The 25,322-nt window shown below is 36.8% G+C and carries 22 protein-coding genes and 1 tRNA gene; 13 read left to right on the top strand and 10 right to left on the bottom strand.

What is annotated here, in order from left to right:
- The first annotated feature begins 124 nt into the window (after positions 1 to 124).
- The 5 genes from F596_RS0102380 (at position 125) to F596_RS0102360 (ending at position 6,925) form a co-directional block, all read left to right on the top strand.
- Positions 125 to 1,513 (top strand): MFS transporter, encoded by a 1,389-nt coding sequence (locus tag F596_RS0102380; protein ID WP_019035725.1) that lies wholly within the window; start codon positions 125 to 127, stop codon positions 1,511 to 1,513.
- Positions 1,514 to 1,528: 15 nt separating this feature from the next.
- The gene (locus tag F596_RS0102375; protein ID WP_019035724.1) at positions 1,529 to 3,241 is read left to right on the top strand and encodes a glycerophosphodiester phosphodiesterase family protein; all 1,713 of its coding nucleotides are present in this window, start codon (positions 1,529 to 1,531) and stop codon (positions 3,239 to 3,241) included.
- A 49-nt stretch (positions 3,242 to 3,290) separates the two neighbouring features.
- Positions 3,291 to 4,631 (top strand): porin family protein, encoded by a 1,341-nt coding sequence (locus tag F596_RS0102370; protein WP_019035723.1) that lies wholly within the window; start codon positions 3,291 to 3,293, stop codon positions 4,629 to 4,631.
- A gap of 89 nt (positions 4,632 to 4,720) precedes the next feature.
- Complete coding sequence (locus F596_RS0102365; protein WP_154648162.1) at positions 4,721 to 5,932, top strand: porin; 1,212 nt, start codon at positions 4,721 to 4,723, stop codon at positions 5,930 to 5,932.
- Positions 5,933 to 5,959: 27 nt separating this feature from the next.
- On the top strand, positions 5,960 to 6,925 hold the full coding sequence (locus F596_RS0102360) for a YncE family protein (RefSeq protein ID WP_019035721.1): 966 nt from the start codon (positions 5,960 to 5,962) through the stop codon (positions 6,923 to 6,925).
- A 229-nt stretch (positions 6,926 to 7,154) separates the two neighbouring features.
- Here the strand turns inward: F596_RS0102360 and F596_RS0102355 are convergent, their stop codons facing one another.
- The 4 genes from F596_RS0102355 to F596_RS0102340 form a co-directional block, all read right to left on the bottom strand.
- Positions 7,155 to 8,684, bottom strand: a complete 1,530-nt coding sequence (locus tag F596_RS0102355) for a RapZ C-terminal domain-containing protein (RefSeq protein ID WP_019035720.1) — start codon at positions 8,682 to 8,684, stop codon at positions 7,155 to 7,157.
- 2 nt (positions 8,685 to 8,686) lie between these two features.
- Complete coding sequence (locus F596_RS0102350; RefSeq protein ID WP_019035719.1) at positions 8,687 to 8,902, bottom strand: hypothetical protein; 216 nt, start codon at positions 8,900 to 8,902, stop codon at positions 8,687 to 8,689.
- A gap of 72 nt (positions 8,903 to 8,974) precedes the next feature.
- A complete protein-coding gene (locus tag F596_RS0102345; protein ID WP_024992586.1) occupies positions 8,975 to 10,057 on the bottom strand; it encodes an AI-2E family transporter in 1,083 nt (360 codons plus the stop codon).
- 18 nt (positions 10,058 to 10,075) lie between these two features.
- Positions 10,076 to 10,666 carry a thymidine kinase gene (locus tag F596_RS0102340; protein ID WP_008450415.1) on the bottom strand — a complete coding sequence of 197 codons (591 nt, stop codon included), beginning with the start codon at positions 10,664 to 10,666 and terminating at the stop codon, positions 10,076 to 10,078.
- Between the two features lie 186 nt (positions 10,667 to 10,852).
- Between F596_RS0102340 and rsmI the strand changes: the two genes are divergently transcribed.
- The 8 genes from rsmI to F596_RS0102300 all read left to right on the top strand — a co-directional run bounded on the left by rsmI (position 10,853) and on the right by F596_RS0102300 (position 18,697).
- Entirely contained in the window at positions 10,853 to 11,548 is a 696-nt protein-coding gene (rsmI, locus tag F596_RS0102335; RefSeq protein ID WP_019035717.1) for a 16S rRNA (cytidine(1402)-2'-O)-methyltransferase, read from the top strand.
- 30 nt (positions 11,549 to 11,578) lie between these two features.
- Positions 11,579 to 12,490 carry a Cbp1 family collagen-binding glycoprotein adhesin gene (locus tag F596_RS0102330; RefSeq protein WP_019035716.1) on the top strand — a complete coding sequence of 304 codons (912 nt, stop codon included), beginning with the start codon at positions 11,579 to 11,581 and terminating at the stop codon, positions 12,488 to 12,490.
- Positions 12,491 to 12,714: 224 nt separating this feature from the next.
- The gene (sppA, locus tag F596_RS0102325; RefSeq protein ID WP_019035715.1) at positions 12,715 to 14,493 is read left to right on the top strand and encodes a signal peptide peptidase SppA; all 1,779 of its coding nucleotides are present in this window, start codon (positions 12,715 to 12,717) and stop codon (positions 14,491 to 14,493) included.
- Positions 14,494 to 14,500: 7 nt separating this feature from the next.
- Positions 14,501 to 15,688 carry a tetraacyldisaccharide 4'-kinase gene (gene lpxK, locus F596_RS0102320; protein ID WP_019035714.1) on the top strand — a complete coding sequence of 396 codons (1,188 nt, stop codon included), beginning with the start codon at positions 14,501 to 14,503 and terminating at the stop codon, positions 15,686 to 15,688.
- Entirely contained in the window at positions 15,576 to 16,373 is a 798-nt protein-coding gene (locus F596_RS0102315; protein ID WP_487042725.1) for a purine-nucleoside phosphorylase, read from the top strand. Before lpxK ends, F596_RS0102315 begins: the two co-directional genes overlap by 113 nt.
- Before the next feature lie 19 nt (positions 16,374 to 16,392).
- Positions 16,393 to 17,502 carry a thiamine-phosphate kinase gene (locus F596_RS0102310; RefSeq protein ID WP_019035712.1) on the top strand — a complete coding sequence of 370 codons (1,110 nt, stop codon included), beginning with the start codon at positions 16,393 to 16,395 and terminating at the stop codon, positions 17,500 to 17,502.
- A 5-nt stretch (positions 17,503 to 17,507) separates the two neighbouring features.
- On the top strand, positions 17,508 to 18,443 hold the full coding sequence (locus F596_RS0102305; protein ID WP_019035711.1) for a DMT family transporter: 936 nt from the start codon (positions 17,508 to 17,510) through the stop codon (positions 18,441 to 18,443).
- Between the two features lie 181 nt (positions 18,444 to 18,624).
- Positions 18,625 to 18,697, top strand: a tRNA-Phe gene (locus F596_RS0102300).
- Positions 18,698 to 19,022: 325 nt separating this feature from the next.
- Here F596_RS0102300 and eno read toward each other — a convergent pair.
- The 6 genes from eno to F596_RS0102270 form a co-directional block, all read right to left on the bottom strand.
- The gene (gene eno, locus F596_RS0102295; protein WP_008450344.1) at positions 19,023 to 20,330 is read right to left on the bottom strand and encodes a phosphopyruvate hydratase; all 1,308 of its coding nucleotides are present in this window, start codon (positions 20,328 to 20,330) and stop codon (positions 19,023 to 19,025) included.
- Positions 20,331 to 20,455: 125 nt separating this feature from the next.
- A complete protein-coding gene (locus F596_RS0102290) occupies positions 20,456 to 21,031 on the bottom strand; it encodes a LutC/YkgG family protein (RefSeq protein ID WP_019035710.1) in 576 nt (191 codons plus the stop codon).
- Between the two features lie 43 nt (positions 21,032 to 21,074).
- Positions 21,075 to 22,475, bottom strand: coding sequence for a lactate utilization protein B (locus F596_RS0102285; protein WP_019035709.1), 1,401 nt, complete (start codon positions 22,473 to 22,475; stop codon positions 21,075 to 21,077).
- Between the two features lie 22 nt (positions 22,476 to 22,497).
- The gene (locus F596_RS0102280; protein ID WP_008450375.1) at positions 22,498 to 23,229 is read right to left on the bottom strand and encodes a (Fe-S)-binding protein; all 732 of its coding nucleotides are present in this window, start codon (positions 23,227 to 23,229) and stop codon (positions 22,498 to 22,500) included.
- Between the two features lie 277 nt (positions 23,230 to 23,506).
- Positions 23,507 to 24,580 (bottom strand): zinc-dependent metalloproteinase lipoprotein, encoded by a 1,074-nt coding sequence (locus F596_RS0102275; RefSeq protein WP_019035708.1) that lies wholly within the window; start codon positions 24,578 to 24,580, stop codon positions 23,507 to 23,509.
- A 164-nt stretch (positions 24,581 to 24,744) separates the two neighbouring features.
- Positions 24,745 to 25,125, bottom strand: a complete 381-nt coding sequence (locus F596_RS0102270; protein WP_019035707.1) for a hypothetical protein — start codon at positions 25,123 to 25,125, stop codon at positions 24,745 to 24,747.
- Positions 25,126 to 25,322: the final 197 nt, after the last annotated feature.

Raw genomic sequence — 25,322 nt, 5'->3', positions numbered from 1 at the left:
CGCTTAAAAGGACGCCCACTTTTTAATATAAGAGGTGGATAAAATCTTTTTAGAGACCTAAATTTAGATAAAATCTATAAACTAACATTTTAAAATAACAACAAAATAAACAATTTAAAAAGTTATGTGGAAATTCTTAAATCCTCCTAAGTATAAGGAGGCTCAAACAGGAGTTGAAGCCGACTCACGTTATCGCTCATTGCGGTGGCAAGTATTCATTGGTATATTCATAGGATATGCAGGCTTTTATATAGTTCGTAAGAACTTCTCTATGGCCATTCCTATGTTAGATGGGTTAGGTTTTGGAAAAGATGAGCTTGGTATTGTTTTGTCAATGAATGCTATAGCTTATGGTTTTTCAAAATTTATCATGGCAAGTATTTCCGATAGGAGCAATGCTCGCACATTCTTGCCTTTAGGATTAATACTTGCAGCTGTAGCCATGCTGTTTATGATAGTACCTGTACAGTGCTTGGGTGCTGAACATAAGTCGCTGGCTATAATCTTAATGGCAGCACTTAATTTCCTCGTTGGTTGGTTTAACGGTATGGGCTGGCCTCCGTGTGGTAGGGTTATGACCCACTGGTTTTCTATTAAGGAGCGTGGAACATGGATGTCTTTTTGGAATTGTGCCCATAACGTAGGTGGTGCTTTGGTAGGTCCTATGGCAGTATATGGTGCTGTATGGTTTGGCTCATTATTTTATGGAGCCGACAAAGACCGTTATTTCCTTATAGGTACTTACGCTTTCCCTGCAGCAGTAGCTGGAATTATAGCTATCATAGCTTACTGTTTGATACGCGATACACCTCAGTCGTGCGCTTTACCTTCTATCGAGAAGTGGTCTGGAGAGGCTTCAAAGGGGTATAGTGAAAAGTCGGAGGAAGTGCTTTCTACTAAAGAGATTTTCCGCACTGTGCTTACTAATAAGTTTTTATGGTATATTGCCTTTGCTAATGCTTTTGTTTATATGGTGCGTTATGGCTGTTTAGACTGGGCTCCTGCCATTCTTACCGAAAAGGGTATTAACATAAAAAGTGCAGGTTGGGCTTATTTTGCTTACGAAATGGCAGCTATTCCCGGAACAATAATCTGTGGCTGGCTATCGGATAAAGTGTTTAAAGGGCGTCGTGCTCTACCTACTATATTATTTATGGTGTTAGTGGCTGTTGCTATTGTTATTTATTGGCAATTCCTCGACAATCTTAATGTAGTAATAGGCTGCTTAATAGCTATAGGTTTCTTTATCTATGGTCCTGTGATGTTAATAGGTGTTCAGGCGCTCGACTTAGCTCCTAAGAACGTATCAGGTACTGCAGCAGGCTTAACAGGCTTTATGGGCTATGTGCTTGGTACGGCATTACTTGCTAATATCGTTATAGGCTATGTTGCTAAAGACTGGGGTTGGGATATAACCTTTATCCTTCTTCTCATAGCTTGTGTCCTTTCCATTGTCTTTATGGCTTTAACATACCATGAAGAACAGTATCTTGCTAAAAAATTAAACAAATAATAAATCTTTATTTTTATGACTACAAAAGCACTAAAAACAAGTTTTCTGTTAGGGCTTACAGCTCTAATTGCATTTACTTCATGTTCAGAAGAACAACAATTTACAAATCAAGAAAAAGATGCTAAACGTGTTGATGTAAGTCCATTAACACCTGAAATGGCTAAAGTTAGAGATTATGTTCCTTTGTATGCTTGTGTTGCTCATCGAGGATCTACTTATTGGACTCCAGAAGAGACTGAAGCTGCATGGCGTTGGGCTCGTAATATGGGGGCTGATTATTTAGAAAGTGATCTTCAAGCAACGAAGGATGGCGTTGTACTTGCTAATCATGATGAAAATTTAAAGCGTACAACTAATATCGAAGATGTTTTTTCTGACGAAGTACCAACTATTCGTAAAGATTTTTATCGTAGTTTCCGCAACGAAGATGGTTCTCAACATTTTACAGAAGATGATATTAAGGAACAATACGAAAGGGATTTAAAAGATTTTCGTTCAAATTATACAATGTCATACTATTATGCAGAACTTCTTATGCTCGATGCAGGAAAGTGGTTTAATGATGCCACTCCAGAGCAAGAACGTTTATCTTTTGCGGCAAAGCATAATGGTAAAGTTATATATGAGAAAGGAGTTCCTTCTATCCAATATGCTGATGGTCTATATGTATCTGCTTTACAAGACCAAATTAACTATGCTATGGGTAATAAGCTAAACCGTGATGTTAATGGTCGTCGTATCTTAACTTATAAGATAAAAGACGAGTATAAGAATATGACCTTAAAACAAATATATGAAGCATCTCGTCCAGCTGTTAAAAATGGCGACAATAGCGTTAAAGGTTCTAAAGCTTCTAAATACATGGACTTTGTAGAGTATAGTTTTGGTGATAAAAACGGTTCAACTGCTTATGTGAAAGATGAAGCGGATAATGGTAATCGTCCTGGTATATACCCTGAATTCAAAGAATCTTGGCTTAACCCTAAGGATATTGAAATACGTGTGTACAACATTTTAGATGATTGGGGTTGGAATATTATAACAAAACCTGCAGATGCAAACGAACCTTTTTATGTAAATGGCAAAATAAATGTAGGTAAGACAAATGGAAAGGTTATCCTTCAAACATTCTCTTTTGATGCTCTAAATCGTGCATATAATGTGTTTAAGGGACAAATTCCTATGTGTTTCTTGCTTTGGACGAGTAACCCTCCTTATGCAACAGATTTAGCCGTAACAACACCAACCGGTTATGCTAGTTTTATCAAATATGCTCAGGATCATGGTGCTCATATAATAGGTCCATCTATAGCAGGTGCTCCTAATAATTATCCAGAGCTTAATAACCCTTGGCAAGCTTATTTAATACGTAGAGCTGGTATGTTAAATCATCCATATTCGTTTGACTCAGATGCTCAAATGAAGAAATACATGGGATATTTTGTTAATTTCTGGGGTCAAAATCCAACAGAATTTGATGATTTGCTAAATGTAGTTGTTCAACCTACACAATATACAGAGTTTAAAAAGCCTAGCTCACACCCTGTATATATGGATGGATTTTTTACAAATCGCTCTGAGATTTCTTTAAAGTATATGATTCAGAATGGATTCCGCTGTAATGCCAAACTTGCAAATCCTTTCTATCCAGGCAAATTTTATGACAATTCTCAAGCACCTTCAGATGTACCTAATGCAGATAAAGTTCTTCAAGAGTTAGGGTATTAATTAGAAAAAGTTTATAATAAAAATATCATATTCAAACCTATATTTTAATATGAAAAAATATATAATAATCCCAATATTTGCACTATGTGCAATTAATATAGCTGCTCAAGATTTTGACACAAAACCTTCTGTTACAGTTAATAATGAGAAAGATAAAATGCAATTTACAGTAGGTGCTCGTTTTATGGCAGATGCAGCTTACTATAATACAGATTTTACACCTATGAGAAGCGGAGCTGCTATAAGTGATGCACGAATAAGAACTTCATTTAAATATAAAGATTGGAATTTTTATGCAGACTTTGGTTTTGGTGGAGGTAAATTTAGTCAGAAAAACATTTTCCTTCAGTATACAAGGCACGATAAAAATGGTGCAACTCATGCTATAAGAGGAGGTTATTACGTAGACCCAGCAAGTTCTATGGCTCGTACTACTTCATTAGGCAGCTATCATTTTATTTCTCGTGCAGGCGCAGCAGATGCTTTGGGTGAAGGACGTGAACTTGGTATTACTTATAAATACAATAGTAAAAAGTTCATGGCGCACCAAGGTGTTTTTACAGAAAATCAATATAACACTCAAGAAGCAGGTTTTAATGGTATAGTTGTAGCAGGACGTTATATATATCGTCCTATCGCAACAGAAGATAAAACACTTGCAATAGGAGCAAATGTGCGTTATCAGCATGTAGGTGGTGGCGTTGTAGAGAAAAATGTATTGAAAAAGACAATACGATTGAAGCAATCAATGCAAACTATCGTAGATCATAATGATAATTTTGTATCATGTAGTTTACCTTGGGCAGAAAATGTAATAGATGCAGGAGCAGAAGCATTATATCATAATGATAAGTTGTTTGTACGAGGTGAATATTTATATAAACATGTTACTAAAAAGCGAGATTCTAAGACTCTTTTTGATGCAACAAATAATAATATAGATACATGGGGGACTTTGGGGACTTGGATAGAAGCTAATCCTTTGCGCGCAAATTCTTTTCATGGAGGTTATGTTGAACTTGGTTATCTTATTTTCGGGAATGCATACAAGTATGATAGCGAGAATGGAACTTTAAAGGGTTTATCTGAAAATTCTCTTGAAGTTGTAGCACGCTATAATTATACAGGTTTGAATGATATTATTGCTGGAGAATATTTTTCTGCAGGTCGTAACCAATATTACCCAAGTGGTCAATTGCAAGACTGGCCATTTAAGTCAACAAGTGTTGGTGGAGGAAATATTAGCTCTTTTACTGTTGGTCTAAATTATAGTTTCAATAAGTATACACAAGTTATGCTTGATTATACATATCATCGTTTAAAGAAAGATATGTATCCAAATGATAAGAATTTCCATGCAGTTCAGGCTCGTATTCAATTTGCTTTCTAAGAGTTATTCAGATAAAATTATTTAAAGTTTTAAGTGGGTAATATAGTTAAATGTTATTATTACCCACTAAACTTATTAAAAAGATTAGTATGAAAGAACTTAAAAAATTATTGCTTACTTGTATTGTATATTTTATTCCTGTAGTTTTATTTGGAGAAATATTAACAGAAATAAATGATACGCATCTTTCCTCTAATAATTTTATTTATGGAATAGTACAAGAAAAAAAGATCAACTCAGAAAAGGTAGACTCATGTAAAAAAATAATTTTCAAAGTTCCTAAAATATCAGGTTATTTGCAAACAGGCTGGAATTATACCGCTAATGATAAAACAAAAACTTCTTCTTTTCAGGCTAAACGTTTAAGATTATTAATGGATGGCAAGGTTGGTGATAATATAGATTTTCGTTTGCAGATCGAGGCTTTCAATGGAATATCAGGAACACAAAATGGTAATAATCAGAAGAGCATACATCTGATGGATGCTTTTGCTACTTGGAAAATAGTTCCTGAATTTAAGGTGCGATTAGGACAATTTTATACACCTTTAGGATATGAGAATTATGATATATCTCCTTCTACTTTAGAGTCTATTGACTTTTCCAACATTGTTTATCGTATGGCTTGTCGCAATCCTTATGAATATAATTTTGTAGATTATGGACGAGATCTTGGAATTATGTTTATAGGAGATATTGGTAAATCAAAGCAAGGTTATAGTTATCTTCATTATGATTTTGCAATAACCAATGGTTCTTTACCTTGTACTGATGATAAAAATATGTCTAAAGATATATATGTAAGTACAACAATTCAGCCAATGAAAAATCTTAAGGTTAAAGCGACTTATAATTACGGAGAATATGTTTCTAATACAGTTAAAGGGGGAGAGGGTGTTAAAGTTAAGGACGGTAGTAGATATAATCCTATGAATCGTTTTGTAGCAGGTGTCTGGTATAATGACCCAAATGGTTTAGATTTACGTACGGAGATAGGTTTTGTTAATTCTAAAATTGATAATTTTACGTTCGTTAATGAGGAGTCAGCATATATACTTGCGGCTTATCACTTTCATAAGTTTTTGCCTTTGTTAAGATGGGATATGTATAAAGATAATATCAATAAAACTACAGCTGCAGCAAACTATAATCGTATTTTGTTAGGAGTAACATATAAGTTGATGGAAAATGCTAAAATACAGTTGAATTGGGGACACTTTATATATCCAAAAAATATTGAAGAATTGAATGGATATAAAACAAGTGAGCAAATACAAATAATGGGATTGTTCAGCTTTTAATTACATTTAGAATAAAAATTGTATATTATGAGGAAAATATTAATATTATTAGCTATAAGTTTTATTTGTATAATAGCAAAAGCGCAACATATAGGTAAAGAGTATAGATTAAAAAAGGTAATACGTGTAGCAGGTAGGCAAGGTATTGCCATAGATAAATATTATTATTATGTTAGTGATACTCGTGCATTATATAAGTATGATAAGGATGGTAATATGTTACTAAAAAACGATAATCCTTTTAGGGATCCAGAAAAAGCAAATCATTTTGGAGATATTGATATATATAATGGCGAAATATATACAGGGAATGAAAAGTTTGAATATGGTCGTGGATATAATATATCAATAGATGTATATGACGCAAGAACATTGAAATGGAAACGTTCTATTCCATGGTGTGCAGAGTCAGGGCAGGTAGAGTGTTCTGGGCTTGCAATAGATCGTGAGAAAAATATGGTTTGGATGAGTGATTGGGTAGATAGTCGTTATGTTTATTGTTATAATTTAGAAACTGGCAAGTATTATACGAAAATGCAATGTCGTCCTACCCCATATTGGTGTCAAGGAATATTTATAGCAGATGGTAAAATGATATTTGCAGCTGATGATGGTGAAGCTACTTTTCAAATTGCAGATAATCTTTATATTGCAGATATATCTCAAGTTTCATATACAGGGTTAGTAAATGGAATGGAACCAATTAAGAAAGATCCTTATAGCGTAGAAATAAAAGATGGGAAAGTAGTTACTCGTACGGGATTGATACCTGGTGGTGCTAAAGCTGGTAGGATTATGTTATTAAGGGAGATGGTGGACTTTAAGCGTGCTGGCGAAATAGAGGGTATAGCTATAGATCCGACAAATGACGATTTGGTAGTACTTAATAATAGAGGTACACAAATAGTTTTAGGAATGTCTCAAGGACCATTTTATAATGAGGGTTATAAGGCTGAAATACATGAACTATATATTTATGAAAAAGTAAAATAGAAAAGAGGTATGTGTTTGTAAGTTTTAATAGCTATGGTTTTATAATAATTTTTATATAGCAGTCAAGCTTATTATAGGTTAACTAAGAAAATATAATCCCTTGTAGATAAAATAACATACAAGGGGTTATAGTTTCTATAATGTGGTGTAAAACATTATACTAAATAGAAAATAAAGTGATATCATATAGCTTAGAAAGGAAAAAAGAATGTAGCTTTCTTGCATCAGCTTATTTAGGTAATAGTATCTGTTTAATGTTTTGCTCTCGGTGAATGATATGCACTTCTATGTTAAATTTGTTATGAATATGCTCGGCTAAATGTTGTGCGCTATATACAGAGCGATGTTGTCCACCTGTGCAGCCAAAGCAAAACATAAGATGGGTAAAGTTACGTTCTATATAGCGTTTTACGTGATGATCGGCAAGGGCGTAAACAGGTTTTAGGAAGTTTAGTATCTCACCATCATCTTCAAGGAATCGTATTACTGGCTCTGTTAGTCCGTTAAGGTCTTTATAAAGAGGGTAGCGTCCGGGGTTGTGGGTGCTGCGACAATCAAAGACGTAGCCTCCTCCGTTTCCACTATCATCGTTAGGTATTCCTTTCTTAAAAGAGAAGCTAAACACTTTAACTACCAGTTTGCTTTTATCTTTATGCTGCTGGATATTATCGGAGGTATTTCCCGATTTATCTATATGTAAAAGGCTTAAAAGGTCTTTTTCTTTAGTTGAAGTTTCGTCCTTAGGGCTAAACTGTGGCAGGTTAATGAGCCTTTTAAGTATATCCATAAGGTGTGGATAAGGGAAATGTAAGCCTTCAGTGTTAATCATATCGCGTAGGTTTTGTATCGCGTATGGTATGGAATTGATGAAATACTGTTTATGCTCGAAGTATCCTCTAAAGCCGTAGGCTCCTAATACCTGTAATGTGCGAAATAGTATGAAGAGCGAAAGGCGACTTACGAAATGTCTTACAGATGGCACTTCGGTGTATTGTTTTAGGCTTTCATAGTATTCTGCTATAAGTTGTCGGCGCAATTTAAAGGGATATTTTGCGCTTGCCTGCCATAGAAAAGACGCCAAATCGTAGTAGTAAGGACCTTTTCGTCCTCCTTGAAAATCTATAAAAAAGGGGTTCCCGTAATGATCTAACATTACGTTTCGTGCTTGGAAATCACGATATAAGAAGGCTTGCATGGGTTCTGCGGTAAGGTCTTTGGCAAGCATCTGAAAGTTAGCTTCAAGTTTTAATTCATGAAAATCTAAGCCTGTAGACTTTAAGAAGCAGTATTTAAAGTAGTTAAGATCAAAGAGTACGCTTTCTTTATCGAACTCAGGCTGTGGATAGCAGTTGCTAAAATCAAGCCCATGTGCTCCGTTTATCTGTATGTTGGGCAGTGTGCGTATAGTTTTTTTTAACAGTTCTATTTCTTTAAGATTGTATTTACCGTTAGCCTCACGACCTCCTTTTAAGGCATCGTATAGAGATAATTGCCCCAGATCGCTTTGTAGGTAATATAACTCATCATCGCTCACTGCTAATACCTTTGGTACAGGTATCTGTTTTGTATAAAAGTGTTTAGCAAGATATATGAAAGCATGGTTCTCTTCCTTGCTTACTCCTTTTACACCTATTATAGTTTTTCCCTCTTTATCAGTAAAGCGGTAGTAGCTTCTATTGCTACCTGATAGTGGTATCTTCTGAGTGTTTAGAGGTGTATATCCTAAATATTTTTCATATAGAGCTATTAGTTTGTCCATTTTCAAGAATCCTTTTCAGCGTCGTTTAGCTTTTTTGTAATATCTTTAATTTCTTTTTCTCCTCGTTTACGGTGTTCGTATTGCATAAGTAGTCCGTCTATAAGCAGGAGAATAACCATGATAGCACAGGTTAGCAATATGGAGCGTGTGATGTAATATAGCCCACCTATTACGATGAAAAGTACTAAGAAATGTTTCCAATTGATTTTTGCTTTCATAATGTGGCAGAGGTTATAATTTTAGTTTGAGCTTTTATTATTTATTTTAAAATATTATTCTGTGAGTTTTCATCACTTGTTTTTTATTACTTCTTCATCTTTTGTAACATATCTTTTCCAGTAAGCAATGATTATGGTGGTAAGTGGTAAGGCAATGATTAGCCCTATAAATCCCAGTAGTGCTCCCCAGATGGATAGTGATAGTAGCAGCATGGCAGGGTTTAAGCCCATAGCTTTTCCCATTATCTTAGGTGTTATTATCATATCTGTTATAATCTGCACTATAATAAAAACGAGCAAAGCTCCTCCGAATATCATCCAGAAGTTGTGACCAGTATCGGCAGCTTTCATAAGTGCTAAGATAGCAGTGGGGATAAGTGCCAGGGCGTGTAGATAAGGTACGAGGTCGAGTATGCCTATGAGTATTCCTAAGCCTATGGCCATGGGGAAGTCGATAATAGAAAAACCTATACAAAACATGATAGCCATACATAGAGCTACCATGCCTTGCCCACGAATATAGCTATTGAGTGCTTTTTCTACATCAGATGCCAACACTCGAGAGAAAGAGCGCCACTTTCGTGGTATCATTTTAAAGAAGTTCTCTCCTAACGACTCATAATCGAGTAAGATGAAGAACATATATAATAAGGTGATAAATGAGGCAATTACCGAAAACACCACGTTGGCAGTTTGCCCCAATAGGGCGAATACCTGTGGCATGGCAGTTTTGATGGCATCTGTAAAGTCGCGACTTTTTAAGAAATGGTTTATCTCAAATCTATGAGTGGTAAACCATTGCTTAAGCATGGATGCAATGTTGTTAGAATGGGTGTTGCTTTGTATGTATTTATTTGCCAGCACTTCGAGCTTTTCCATCTCACTTATGAAAGGCGGCACAATGATAAAGACGATACCTGCGATGATGGCTATTATAAGGATAAAGGTAAGAATGATGCTTATAGCGCGCGATGTTACATGCATCTTATATTGTATAAACTTTACTACGGGATAAAGCAGATAAGCCAAAAGCCAAGCAATGAAAAAGGGCAAAAGCACTTCAGAGAGGGCTTTAAGCGTAAAAAACACAGCTGCAAGAATCAGTGTAATGACCGTCCAGCGCAGAAATTTATCTAATGAAATAGTGTGTAACATAAGCTTTTAATGTGGTGGTTATTTCTTTATAGACTCGTCTGCAAGTATTGCTTTGTTGTAGCAATCGCGGCAAAGAGGCTCGTATTCGCCTTGCTCTCCAAGCAGAACACGGTGCTCATTAGCTACAAGCCGATGACTAAGATAAGCTAACGCACCACATTTTACACATATAGCATGCACTTTAGTAACATCGTCGGCTATTGCACATAGGGCAGGTATAGGCCCGAAAGGCACACCTTTATAGTCCATATCCAGCCCTGCTATTATGACACGCATACCGTTTTTTGCAAGCGTGTTGCATACTTCGACAAGGCCTTGGTCAAAAAACTGTGCTTCATCAATGCCCACAACGTCTATGTCTGAGGCTAAAAGGAGAATGCTTTCAGATGAGCCTATAGGCGTAGAGAGTATAGAGTTGTGGTCGTGGCTTACTACTTCTTCTTCAGAATAGCGTACATCTATAGCGGGCTTAAATATTTCTACCCTTTGTTTGGCAAACTTTGCTCGTTTCATTCGTCGAATAAGCTCTTCCGTCTTACCCGAAAACATACTACCACATATTACTTCTATACGACCTTGATGGCGTTTTTCTCCGTTAATATTATCCATTGCTTTTATTTTATATACTGCAAAGATAGCTATTTTACTATTAAAGTAGGGACAAAATTACAAATAAGTTATCCTATTTTTCTTATTGCAAATATATAAAAAAAGGTGTGAATTAAAATGACATAGTTGTAAAAAAATATAATTTCTTTTGTCTTTCTCTTTTATTAATTTACATTTGCGCACAATATGGGGATATTGTATTTAGTGCCAACACCTGTTGGAAACATGGAGGATATTACCTTTAGAGCTATTCGTATCTTAAAGGAGGTAGATCTTATCTTGTGCGAGGATACTCGTACATCGGGTGTGCTTTTAAAGCATTTTGAGATAAAGAATCGGCTTATGGCTCATCATAAATATAATGAGCATGGCACTACTTCAGGCTTAGTAAGTAGGCTTAAGGCAGGACAGAAGATAGCTTGCATCTCTGATGCAGGTACTCCGGGTATTAGCGATCCGGGCTTTTTCTTAGCACGTGAGGCTGCTGCTAATGGCATTACTGTAGAGGCTTTGCCCGGTGCTACAGCATTTGTTCCAGCCTTGGTATCGAGTGGTTTGCCCTGTGATAGGTTTGCTTTTGAGGGTTTTCTTCCACAGAAGAAGGGGCGTAAGACGATGTTGGGAAGTTTGATAGAAGAGTCTCGCACAATGGTTTTTTATGAGTCGCCTTATCGTGTGGTTAAGTCCTTGGAGCAGTTTGCTGAAGTGTTTGGGGCTGATCGCAAAGCGAGTTGTTCTCGTGAGATATCTAAGCTGCATGAAGAGACTCTTAGAGGTACGCTTTCAGAGCTTATAGACCATTTTAAGACCATAGAGCCTCGTGGCGAATTTGTCATTGTTGTGGCAGGGAAAGAAAAGATAAAGCAGAGTAACAAAAAATAAAAAAAAATAGTAATATAAATCATTATAATTATGAAAAAGTTGTTTTTAATGGCAATTTGTGGAGTGATAGCTCTAACATCTTGTAATCAGGGAAAGAAGTCGGCTAATCCTATGGCGTTGCAGAATGATTCTTTGCGTTCTATTATTGATGCTCGTGATAGTGAGATTAACGATATGATGAATACTATGAATGAGATTCAGCAAGGATTTGCAGATATTAATGCTGCTGAGCATCGTGTAACGATAGCTAAAGATGGCGAGCGTGCTGATAAAGCTTCACAGATAAAGGAGAACGTGCAGTTTATTCAGCAACGTATGAAAGAGAATAGAGATCTCATAAAGCGTCTTGAGGAGCAATTGCGTTCAACAGGCTTTAAGGGCGAGGCTATGAAGAAGATGTTATCTCAGCTTACTGCACAATTGCAGCTTAAAGATGCAGAGCTTCGTCAGCTACGTTCAGAATTAGAATCTAAGAATATTCATATAAAAGAGCTTGATGATGCTATTACAGGATTGAATACCGATGTAAGCAATCTTAAAACCGATAAGGAAAACCTTACAAACGAAAAGCATGCTTTGCAGACCGATAAGGAAAACCTTCAGTTAGAGAGCAGTAAGAAGACAGAGACAATAAACACTCAGGATAAGCAACTTAACACGGCATGGTATGTGTTTGGAACAAAGCGTGAGCTTAAGTCGCAGGGAATCCTTGCTGGTGGTCAGGTTCTTAAAGGCAACTTTAACAAGAACTACTTTACAAAGATAGATATTCGTGTAACTAAGGAGGTGAAATTCTATAGTAAGAGTGTTCGTCTGCTTACCGTTCACCCTAATGGTAGTTATACGCTTACTACAGACAGTAATGGTCAGTATATGCTTCGTGTTACTGATCCACAGCTTTTCTGGAGCACAAGTAAGTATCTTGTAGTTCAAGTAAAATAAAATAAAGTGATGTCGTTAAATTAAAATTTTAAGGAAGGTTATATAAAAAATATAGTTTTCTGTAATATATAAAAGAGTATCCCTTATATATAAAAGATGGTGGGGGTACTCTTTTTTTTGTATATAAGTGTTTTTGTAATATATAAAAACGTAGTATTTTTTTATATTCATTTTTTTTTCTATCTTTGCAGGGAGGTATTATATATATAAAATTGTGTAAACGTATGAAAACATTTTTTATCAACGTATTTTCTACTGTTGTAGGTATTTTTGTGGCAGGCTTTGTAGCGATAGCTTTTTTTATTGGTAGTATATTGTTAATGATTATCGGGAGTAGCCATAAAGAGTCGGTTGCTGATAATTCTGTCTTAACAATAAATCTGACAGGTCAGATGGCTGATAACCAGCAAGAGGATAATCCTTTAGATAAGTTTATGGGTAATGCTATAAAGTCTATAAGTTTGAATACTTTTGTAAAAGGGTTAAAGATAGCAAAGGAAGATAAGAAAATAAAGGGTGTGTATTTAGAAGCAGGTTTGTTTCAAGCAGATTCTTATGCTACGTTACAGGAAGCTCGTAAGGCTTTGTTAGACTTTCAGAAGGGAAGTGGTAAATGGGTGATAGCCTATGCCGATAGCTACACACAGCAGTCTTATTATCTTGCATCAGCAGCTACAAAGGTGTATCTTAACCCACAGGGAATGATAGACTGGCACGGATTAGCTGCCCAGCCTTTATTCTTAAAAGATGCAATGGCTAAGTTTGGTGTTAAGATGCATGTAGCAAAAGTAGGTAAGTATAAGAGTGCTACAGAAATGTTTACAGAGGATAAGATGAGCGAAGCTAACCGCGAGCAAACTAAAGCCTTTATATCAGGTATATGGGGTAATGTTGTGAAAGAGGTAGCACAGAGCCGTAATCTTACAGTAGAACAGCTTAACAACTATGCCGATAGTGCTATTACCTTTGCAGCTCCTACCGATTATAAGCGTATGAAGCTGGTAGATGGTTTGCTTTATTCAGATCAGATAAAGCAGCTTGTAAAGAAGAAGATGGGAGTGGAAGACGATTTGCAGCAGACTTCTTTAGAAACCTTGATAGAAGATGAAGATGTAAAAAGCATAAACGATAAAGAAGAGATAGCCGTTTACTATATGGCAGGTGATATAGTAGATGGTACTGTGTCAAATCCGATGGCACGAGGGAGCGTTATAGATGCGCAGAAAGTATGTAAGGATTTGGCTAAAATAGCTGCCGACGATGATGTAAAAGCTGTTGTTATTCGTGTTAATTCTGGAGGAGGATCGGCTTATGCCTCGGAACAGATATGGCATTATATAATGGAGCTAAAGAAAAAGAAGCCTGTAGTGGTTAGTATGGGAGGTATGGCAGCCAGTGGGGCTTATTATCTATCGGCTCCGGCCAATCTTATAGTGGCTGATCCTACTACCTTAACAGGTTCTATAGGTATTTTTGGAATGTTCCCCGACTTTAGCGGACTGTTAAGAGAAAAGTTAGGTGTAAAGTTTGATGAAGTTTCTACTAATAAGCATGCAGCTTTTGGTACGATATCTCGTCCTTTTACCATAGAGGAGATGCGCTTGCTTAGTCAGTATGTAGGTCGTGGATATAAGCTCTTTTGTAATCGTGTGGCAGAGGGAAGAAAGTTATCTTTCCAGCAGGTAAACAATATTGCTCAAGGACATGTGTATACAGGAGAGTATGCTAAGACGATAGGGCTTGTAGACTATTTGGGAGGATTAGATGTAGCAATATCAAAGGCAGCTAATCTTGCTAAGATACGCGATTATTATACGCAGGACTATCCAGAGCCTTTGTCTTGGGTAGAGCAGATATTCGATGAAGATATAGTAGGTAGTTATCTCGATGACAAGGTAAAGGCGCAGCTTGGCGATTTCTATCAACCTTATATAATGCTTAAAAATATTAATATGTTTAGTGCTATTCAAGCACGTATACCGTTCGAACCAAATATCCATTAATAATATTTTGGAAGGTGATTATATCAAAATAAGTTATTGGCTGTTACCCTTCAGTTGGCTTTACGGCATAGGGGTATGGCTTAGGAATTACCTCTTTGATGCAAAGATATTGAAGAGTAAGAGTTATTCTGTGCCTGTTATTTCGGTAGGTAATATCACTGTGGGTGGAGCAGGAAAGACGCCTCATGTGGAGTATCTTATAGGTTTGCTTAAGAATAGCATTCAGGTAGCTGTGTTATCACGAGGTTATAAGCGTAAGAGTAGAGGCTATGTTATAGCAGATGATAGCACATTAATGAGGGATATAGGCGATGAGCCTTATCAGATGAAGATGAAATTTGATGGCATTTATGTTGCAGTAGATAAGAATCGTTGTCATGGTATAGAGCGTTTAATATCCGATGAGGCTACTAAAGATGTCGATGTAATTTTGTTAGATGATGCTTTTCAGCATAGGTACGTAAAAGCAGGGATAAACATTCTGTTAGTGGACTATCATAAGTTTATCATTTACGACAAGCTTCTCCCTGCAGGCAGGCTGCGTGAGCCACATAAAGCTAAGATACGTGCCGATATTGTTATTGTAACTAAATGTCCTAAGACTTTAAATCCTATCGATTATCGTGTGCTTTCTAAGAAGATGGATCTTAAGGCTTTTCAGCATTTATATTTTACTACATTATCTTATTGCGACTTAAAGCCTATCTTTAACAATAAGGGTGATATTCCTCTTAGCGATATTATGGGTGAAAATATCTTGTTGCTAACGGGTATAGCATCTCCGGAGCATCTACAAGCGGATATTATGGAATATACTCGTGGTGCACAACCAGAGGTGATGGCATTTGCCGATCATCATAATTTTACCGCTCATGATATAGAGCGTCTTAACGAGAGATTTGCCTCTATGCCTTCTCCTAAGCGTATTATTACTACTGAGAAGGATCAGGCTCGGCTTGTAGGTCTTAAAGGATTATCAGAAGAAGTAAAACAAAATATATATGCTCTACCCATAAAAGTGGAATTTATGTTAAACGGGGGAGAGCTATTTAATGAAAAAATACAATCTTATGTACGAAAAAATTCAAGAAACAGCATCTTGGCTAAGAGAAAGAATAACAACAAGCCCAAAAACAGCAATAGTTCTGGGAACGGGCTTAGGACAATTAGCTTCAGAGATAACAGAAAGTTATGAGTTTTCATATCGTGATATACCAAACTTTCCTATTTCTACGGTAGAAGGTCATTCTGGCAAGCTTATCTTCGGTAATCTGGGGGGTAAGGATATTATGGCTATGCAAGGTAGGTTTCATTATTATGAGGGCTACGATATGAAGCAGGTAACTTTCCCCGTGCGTGTTATGCATGAGCTTGGCATTAAGACTTTATTTGTTTCTAATGCTGCAGGAGGAATGAATCCGAGCTTTAAGATAGGCGATCTTATGATTATTACTGATCATATTAATTTCTTTCCAGAACACCCTTTGCATGGTAAAAACTTTCCTACAGGTCCTCGTTTCCCTGATATGCATGAGGCTTATGATAAGGCTTTGGTAAATCTTGCCGATGAGATAGCTGCCCAAAAGCATATTGACGTGAAGCATGGCACTTATGTAGGTGTGCAAGGTCCTACGTTTGAAACTCCTTCTGAATATAGAATGTACCATATCTTAGGTGGCGATGCGGTAGGTATGAGTACCGTTCCTGAAGTTATTGTAGCTCGCCATAGTGGTATAAAGGTGTTTGGTATTAGTGTTATTACGGATCTTGGGGGCTTTGATGTGCCTGTAAAAGTAAGCCATGAGGAGGTGCAGCAAGCAGCTAATGCTGCCCAGCCTAATATGACGGAGATATTCCGTGAGATTATTAAGCGTTCTTAAAAGAAAAGAATTATATAAGATGGAAATAAAAGAATTAGGCGAGTTTGGCTTAATTGAGCATTTTACAAAAGATATAAAGGCAAAAAACTCTTCTACTATAGTTTCTCTCACCGATGATGCTGCTGAGTTAAGTTATGAGAATAAGCATACTTTGGTTACTACGCAGATGTTTATGGAAGGTATTCAGTTCGACCTTACCTATATAGATATGGAGCATTTAGCGTATAAGTGTGCTATGGCTACTATGAGCAATATTTTTGCTATGGGTGGAAATCCTCGTCAGATGTTATGCGCCATAGCTATAGGTAAACGTTTTGTCGTGGAAGATCTTGAGAGCTTTTATAGTGGTTTGCGTCGTGCATGTGATAAATGGCATGTAGATATAGTAGGTGGCGACACCTCTTCTTCTTATACAGGATTAGCTATTACTCTTACTTGTTTAGGTGAAGTGTCTAAAGCGGGGGTGCTTACGCGTAAAGGAGCTCACCCTACGGATCTTATCTGTGTCTCAGGAGATCTTGGTGCTGCATATATGGGGCTTCAAATCCTTGAGCGAGAAAAGACGGTATATTATCAGCAAGTGCAGGAATATAATAGTAAGCTGAAGGCTTCTAAGGATAGTAATGACAAGCAAGCCTTGCAGGCTTTGGCTAAGGGCAAAGAGCTTATAGACCATTTTCAGCCCGATTTTGCTGGTAAAGAATATCTTATCGATCGTCAGCTAAAGCCAGAGGCTCGTGGTGATGTAATAGAAAGTCTTTATGCTGCAGGCATTCACCCTACATCTATGATAGATATTTCAGATGGTTTAGCCTCAGAGCTGAAGCATATTTGTAAGCAGAGCGGTTGTGGCTGTAGGGTGTATGAGGACAAAATACCTATCGATTACCAGACAGCAGCTACTTGTGAAGAGTTTAATATGAACCTTACCACAGCAGCTCTCAATGGTGGTGAGGATTACGAGTTGCTCTTTACTTGCCCTATAGGAGACCATGAGAAGTTAGAACATTTAGAGGGTGTGCGCCAGATAGGATATATAACAGATGCAAGTTTGGGTGCTTTCTTAATTACTCGTGATGGTAATGAGTTTGAACTAAAGGCTCAGGGTTGGTCAGAAGATAAAGGCTAAAAGGCATGAGCTTCATAGGAGAATTTATAAGTTTGGCAGTGGCAGTACTATGGACTGTTGCTGCTCTTACGTGTGAGGTATCGAGTAAGCGCGTAGGTGTGGCTGTTACGAATGTGTGGCGTATGCTTTTAGGGCTTGTCTTGTCTATGATGTTATGTTATATTTTTATGGGCAGTGCTCTTCCTCGTTACGCTGACCTTCAGACTTGGGCATGGCTATTGTCATCAGGGGCAGTAGGTTTTGTTGTCGGGGATATGTGTTTGCTTAATAGCTACATGTCTATAGGTTCGCGATATGGACAGCTTTTTATGACTACGGCTCCAATTTTCTCTGCTCTTTCAGCATGGGTGCTCATGGGACAGCGCATGACTTTTATGAGCATTATGGCCATGATAGTAACCCTTTTAGGTATAGCAATATCTGTTTTAGGGCGAGGAGAGGGCAAAAAGAGGATAAGTCTCGACTTGCCTATTAAGGGTGTTCTCTTTGGTTTGGGAGCTGGTATAGGGCAGGGTGTGGGCTATGTGTTGAGCGTTATAGGCTTACATCATTATACAAGCATTGTTCCAAAGGCTTATTTAGATAGGTTTTCCTTAGGACTACCATTCTCTGCTAATATTATTAGGTTAGTAGCGGGATTGTTACTTTTTACTGTAATCTTAGTCTTTAAGGGTAAGGGAGGAAGTTTTAGGCGTAGCTGTCTTGATGCGAAGAGTATGTTTTATATTGTGCTTGCAGTGCTAACAGGTCCTGTTATAGGTGTGGGACTTTCGCTAATGGCGTCGCAATATACTGTGGCAGGTGTGGCAAGTACTATCATGGCCACAACTCCTATAATGATACTTTTACCCACTTATTTCCTTTTCCATCAGCCTATTACGTTAAAAAGCGTATTAGGAGCTGTTATCTCGGTGCTTGGTGTGGCTATGTTTTTTATATAGATTATATCTTCCTTCTTAGTGATGGGAATAGGAAAGATAAAAGTATAGAAATATAAAACAAATGTTAAAACAGACAATTTTTCTTACATAAACCTTGCAGATAAGAAAAAAATCAGTAACTTTGCACTCGCAATTAAGGATATAGAGATATCCTTTCATAACTCAAAAATTAATAATTGGAGGTGCTTTAGCTCAGGTGGTAGAGCATCGGACTGAAAATCCGTGTGTCCTTGGTTCAACTCCAAGAAGCACCACTCCTCCTTTCATCAGGGCGATATCTATTTATAGGTTCGTCCTTTTTTCATGTCTTTTTGTTTGTTGTTATATTTATGTTTCCTCGTATGTAGACAAGCAAAAGTATTATTATTACTTTATTTTTTTTGTTCAGAGGGTTATGGATAGTTTCTTTGATATATCTTTTGTTTAGCATTATTCTATTATAGAAAAGCATGAGTTAGTTTTTCTTATCTTCAAATGATGTATATTATTACTTGAGTCTCTTTTATATAATGAAAAAAAAATAAGGGTGTGCCAGTTTTAGCACACCCTTTATTTATAAAGAGTTTTATTATTGAAAACTTATTTTAGCTTGGTATAGCCATATTTAGCACATGCACCTAATTCTTCTTCAATGCGAATTAATTGGTTATATTTAGCCATACGGTCTGTACGCGACATAGAACCTGTCTTAATCTGACCAGAATTTGTTGCTACGGCAATGTCAGAAATGGTAGTATCTTCTGTTTCACCAGAGCGGTGAGAAGTTACTGTAGTATAGCCATGACGATGAGCCATTTCAATAGCTTCAAGAGTTTCAGTCAAAGAACCTATTTGATTTACTTTAATAAGAATAGAGTTAGCTGCCCCCATCTTAATTCCTTTTTCCAAGAACTTAACGTTGGTAACAAACAAGTCATCACCTACTAACTGGCAACGGCTACCAATCTTAGATGTTAATTTTACCCAGTTTTCCCAATCGTTCTCATCAAGACCGTCTTCGATAGAGTCGATAGGATATTTTGTAATTAATTCCTCGAGGAATGCAATTTGCTCATCAGCAGTTAGCTTCTTGCCGTTAGGATCTTTAGGCATACCATTCTTTAGCTTAGAATAGTCGTAGAACCATTTGCCATCTTCACATGTAGCAAATTCTGATGCAGCGCAGTCCATTGCGATTTTAACATCTTTACCAGGCTCATAACCAGCATCTTTGATAGCTTGCATGATAGAATCGAGAGCGTCTTCAATGCCATCAAACTTAGGAGCGAAGCCACCTTCATCACCTACAGCTGTAGATAAGCCACGTTTTTTAAGAAGTTTTGCCAAAGCGTGGAAAACTTCAGCACCCATACGGATACCTTCTTTTTCGTTAGGAGCACCTACAGGGCGAATCATAAATTCCTGAAAAGCGATAGGAGCATCAGAGTGAGCACCACCATTGATGATGTTCATCATAGGAACAGGAAGGACATAAGTGTTAGCACCACCGATATAACGATATAAAGGTAGGTTTAAGGCTTTTGCAGCGGTATGAGCTACAGCTAAAGAAACGCCAAGAATAGCATTAGCACCAAGCTTACTTTTTGTAGGAGTACCATCAAGAGCTAACATCTTATAGTCAATTGCACGCTGATTAAAAACGCAATCGCCTTTAAGAGCAGGAGCGATAACAGTATTAACGTTCTCTACTGCTTTTAAAACACCTTTACCAGCGAAACGTCCTTTATCGCCATCACGAAGCTCTAATGCTTCATTCTCACCTGTAGAAGCACCAGAAGGAACGCTTGCACGCCCCATAACACCGTTGTCTAAAGTTACCTCTACTTCAACTGTAGGATTGCCACGTGAGTCCATTATCTCGCGAGCATGTACTTTTTCAATCTTCATAACTAATTTTTTATTTTAAAAAATGAAATAATAGCCGTTATTATTTACTGCAAAGATAATAAAAATACCCGATAAAACTATTTATATAAAAAAAGTTATATTAGGTATTTTTACTTAATTAACTTTTATGCTCGTATCAATATAGTAACATCTTTAGCTGCTTGTGCTCCCATCACAAGAGCTTGTTCTATGTCAGCTGTTTTGCTTGGTCCAGATATGAAAGTGCCAAAGCCATAAGAAGGCATTTCTATCTTTTTATAAGCTTCATGCATATTATTAACCACTTTTTCTTTATCTATTATTATGACAAGAGCTTCGGATATGAAGCATACAGCACGTTCTTTCATGGTTTGGGGTATCCATACACACCCGTTTTCTGCAACAGCTATTTCACCTTTTACAATGCCTACGTCTACTCCATCTAAGCAGGCTGCGTCTTTAACAGTGTCAGGATTAATGTTAGCTTTAATACCTTTAACGTTAGAGCAATACACTTTTGCATCTGGGTATATCTTACGAATAGTAGCATTGACATCTTCTGTTTTATCTATTTCTATTACGTTACACCCCACTTCTTTGCTCATTGCAATATATTGCTTTATGACATCGGGATAAGTGATGGCGTTTACTTTTATCTCTGGCAAGTCGAACTCTTGAGATGTATTTTCACGCAACTTCTTTAATAAGTCTTCTTTTTTCATTTTCTTATAAAACCTTTTATACAAACAGCTTATTTATACGTGTTTACTGGTTTTTGCATTTTTCTTCTTTTAGTTCTTTCATAGCCTTTTTAAAAATCACATGAAAAGGCATTTTGGCTACAGTAGGTGTTGTGTGGCCTATGCTCCAAGGGTTTAAAGTCTTGTTGTTTAGCCATTTATCAGGAATGTAATTAGCTAAAGATGCGTTCTTTGTGATAGCATCATAGATAGAAAACCTGCTAAATATAGTCTTCATACCTTCTGCCATGACCATTTTTTCGGTATTTGCCGTACCATACACGCGAAGGCGTTGTCTCCAATCGTATATCTGGCTGCCTGGGTCTACTTTAGCAGGGCATACATGATCACAGCTTAAACATAAAGAGCAAGCAGACACATTACCACTATACTTATGAGGATCGTGTAACATACCAAGGTTTACTCCTATCGGACCTGGTATGAAATAGCTATATGAATAGCCTGTAGAGCGACGATAAACAGGACAGGTGTTCATGCAAGCGCCACATCTAATACATTTCAAACTGTTCCAATGCTCTTTGTCGCGTAGCATATTGCTTCTACCGTTATCAACTAAAATGACGTGCATTTCGCCATCAGGACGAGCTTTCCTGAAATGAGATGTAAAGGCAGTAGAGGGCTGACCAGTCCCTGAACGTGCAAGTAAACGGTGAAAAACAGCCAAAGCGTCATAGTTTGGAATAATTTTCTCAATGCCCATAGCTACTATATGTAGCTTAGGTAAAGAAGTAGACATATCGGCATTACCTTCATTGGTGCACACAACACAATCCCCTGTTGCTGCAATACCAAAATTACAGCCCGTCATTCCTGCTTGAGCCGTTTCAAATTCATGCCTTAGGCTAAGCCGCGCAGCATGGGTAAGATAAGTAGGGTCGTAATTGCCTTTATCATAAGATATTCCTAAATGTTCAAAAGTTTTACCTATATCTTCGCGAGAAATATGTGATGCAGGTACTACGATGTGGGAAGGCTTCATGTGCATTAGCTGTAAAATGCGCTCTCCCAAGTCGCCTTCTACAACATCAATGCCACGTTTTATGAGATATTTGTTCATCTCACACTCTTCTGTCAGCATTGATTTAGATTTTATCAATTTAGAAACTTTCTTAGTTTCTAATATGCCATAAGCTATTTCGTTAAACTCTTGTGCATCATTTGCATAATGGACTGTAACGCCATTCTTCTCTAAGTTTGATACAAACTGCTCTATATAATCGGCAAGATGAGTTATTGTATGTGCTTTTATCTTACTTGACAGCTCTCTTAGCTCTTCCCATTCAGGGAGAGCCATAGCTGCATCATCGCGTTTTTGTCTTAGTTCCCAGAAGGTTTTATCATGGCGTGCTATCTTTTTTTTGTCTTTTAAAAATTCAGCAGCTTTTATAGAATGATATGTAGACATGATATATATGATGTTATTATTATTATAAGTTTGCTGCTAATATTTCAGCAACATGCATAAACTTTATGTTGTAACCTTTCTTTTTAGCTATCCCCTGCATGTGCATTAGGCACGAGCAGTCTGCCCCTGTTATTATCTCGGCACCCGTAGCTATATGGTTATTTACCTTATCTGTACCCATAGCTGTGCTAACATAAGGCTCTTCTGCAGAGAACATACCTCCAAAGCCGCAACACTCATCTTTACGATCAGGCTCACATACCTTGATGCCTTCTTTCAAATTTAATAATTTTACAATCTTATTTTCTACAGGGAGATTATTTTCAGAAGGAGTGCTTAGCCCTAACACACGTACACCATGGCAAGAATTGTGTACCGAAACTTTATGCTCAAACTTACCGGGCAATGCTTTAATATGTAAAATGTCAGATAGAAATTCTACTAATTCGTATGTGTTATGTGGGGTGTTACACTTATGACTCATAAAGGTAGGGTAATTATGGCGTATAAAAGAAGAGCACGACACACTTGGGGTTACAACATAGTCGAATGATTTAAACTTTTCTTCGAAATGATTTGCTAAATCTAATGACATCTCCTCAAAACCTCCATTTGCCATAGGCTGACCACAGCAAGTTTGTTTTTCAGGATAAATAACATCTATTTTTAGCTTTCTAAGAAGTTTGTAAGTAGCTACACCTACCTCAGGAAACAAGGCATCGACGTAGCAAGGAATAAAAAGTCCTACTTTCATAATGTTATTATTTTTCTTAATTCGCATTACAAAATTAAAAAAAAATATTTAAATGAGATAAGATAAGCTACACTATTTTAGCTATTTCTTTTGACAGAGAAAAGAGATTATTTATAACAGTAAAAGTGTAAAAAAAAGATTCAATAAATATCATTATTGAATCTTTTGCGCTCTATCTGCTTAACACTTAAAAATAGAGTTCTGCTTTGATAATATAGATGTTAATTCTGCTTAAAGCAAAGCGCACGAGAACGAGGCTTTTTTTGAGCAAAGAGGCTTAAATGATAATGTATGGTTTGCTGCGTTTTGTAGTTGTTGCTCGTGAACCTTTTTTAGATAAGTAGACTTTCGGGCCAGGAACGGTTGTGCTATAGTATAGGAATCGCCTAATTCGTTTTATCTGATCGGGTGTGAATTTGTTACCAGAGGTATAGAAATAGTCCATTATATTATCCGACCTAAATATGCTACCATCAGAGATGGCTCTACGCAAAAAGAGAGTATCTGTAACTTCTCTATATTCTTTAATATTTCTTGCAGCTTCTATTTTAGGTACAAGTCTATAGAAAGTCCTCATATATTCTTCCCTGTCGTATTCTTTAGTGTCATCACAATAGTCGTTTTTATCGTTAGGAGAGCGAAAGCAGTGGTATAACCCTAAGTAATGACCTAATTCATGTGCAAGGACGTTAGCAGGATTAAAGTCGGAAGATAATCTGTTATTATATTTCAGCCAGTATCCTAAGAGCGATTCTTGTAATGTTATAGACACGTTGTAAGATTTATAATCATTACCCATAGATATTAAATCGCCTTTTTTAGCTACTTCTTTTGGCATTTTGGGTACGGTAGAAACGCCACCTATATCTTTTTCTTTTGTGGTATAAACATAAATGTTAATATATTTAGTTCTATCCCAGCCAATGTCGTGAAATTTATGACCAGCCTCCTCTGCTATAAGCGATTGGTAGCTTATGGAGTCTTCGGTGATATTGTTGCGGGTAATGCCTTTTTCGCTCATTGTTTTGCCCTTAGGGCTTTTGTCGGCAAGTTCGAACTTAACATTAGCATTCGTTTGACTATTATACCCATTATAGAATCTGTTTATAACATCTACTATTTCTTGCATATCGTTAGAATGTACTCTCGATAAGGTAGATCTTTTGTTTTGCAAGAAGTGAAATATAATTTTAAATTTATAGGTAGCCTGTTTAAGGTCTTGCTCCGTTAGGTGTGTTTCTACTGGGGTAGGTGGCTTTGTTGTAGTGGGTTTGACAATCTCCGGATCGGAACATGCGCATAAGGTGGTAATGATAAGACAAAAGAGGAATGATAGTTTTGTGAAGTTCATATTTATAATAATGTCTGAGAGTTTTTATGAAATATAAAATTATAAGCTCTAAGCGTAAAGTAATAAAAGCAACTATGCTCTGTATAGTATACATCGTTTTGTACTACAGAGAAAGGTTTTGCTTGCTTATTACTTACTGAAAGTGTTATTTAGAAAAGATGTTGTTATCTTATAATAGATTGATAATCTTCTTCAAAAAGGCGTGGATGTTTCCCGATAAGAATAAAATTAAGTAAGCAATTTGCTAAAATTTCTTCTTCAGAAAGTTCTACATTAGGTTCACGTTTCAGCTCTTTCCCTAATAGTACGTCCCAAGGACCATTAAAAGCACTATCGTCCGACCCAAAGAACATCTCGTTAGTGTCAGGGTCTTGCATCAATTCGTAGCGTATTTGCTTTTTAGATGTTACTGGCTTTATTTCTAAAAGCATGTTATAAGCATGCTCAAAAGGCTTACGCTGGTGGCGTGCCTTAGGATACATTAAGCCAAGGTAGGGATATATTTCTGTAAAAGCGTAAGTCTTGAAAAGTTCCTTTATCTTCATTTTATTTTATTATTTTTCATACCTATCACATTGTTACAGCTTATAAGGGCAGTGTAAAAAAAGATAGGAGTTAAACATAAGAATGTTATCCGTATAATGTTTTATCTTTATTTTGCAAAGGTACATATAAAAGCTGGTTTATAAGAAAAAACATAGCGATTAGTTATATAGATATACAAAGAATTTATTGAAATGTA

Source organism: Prevotella amnii DSM 23384 = JCM 14753, from assembly GCF_000378745.1.
Lineage (GTDB): Bacteria > Bacteroidota > Bacteroidia > Bacteroidales > Bacteroidaceae > Prevotella > Prevotella amnii.
This window is presented reverse-complemented; position numbering and strand designations above follow the sequence as displayed.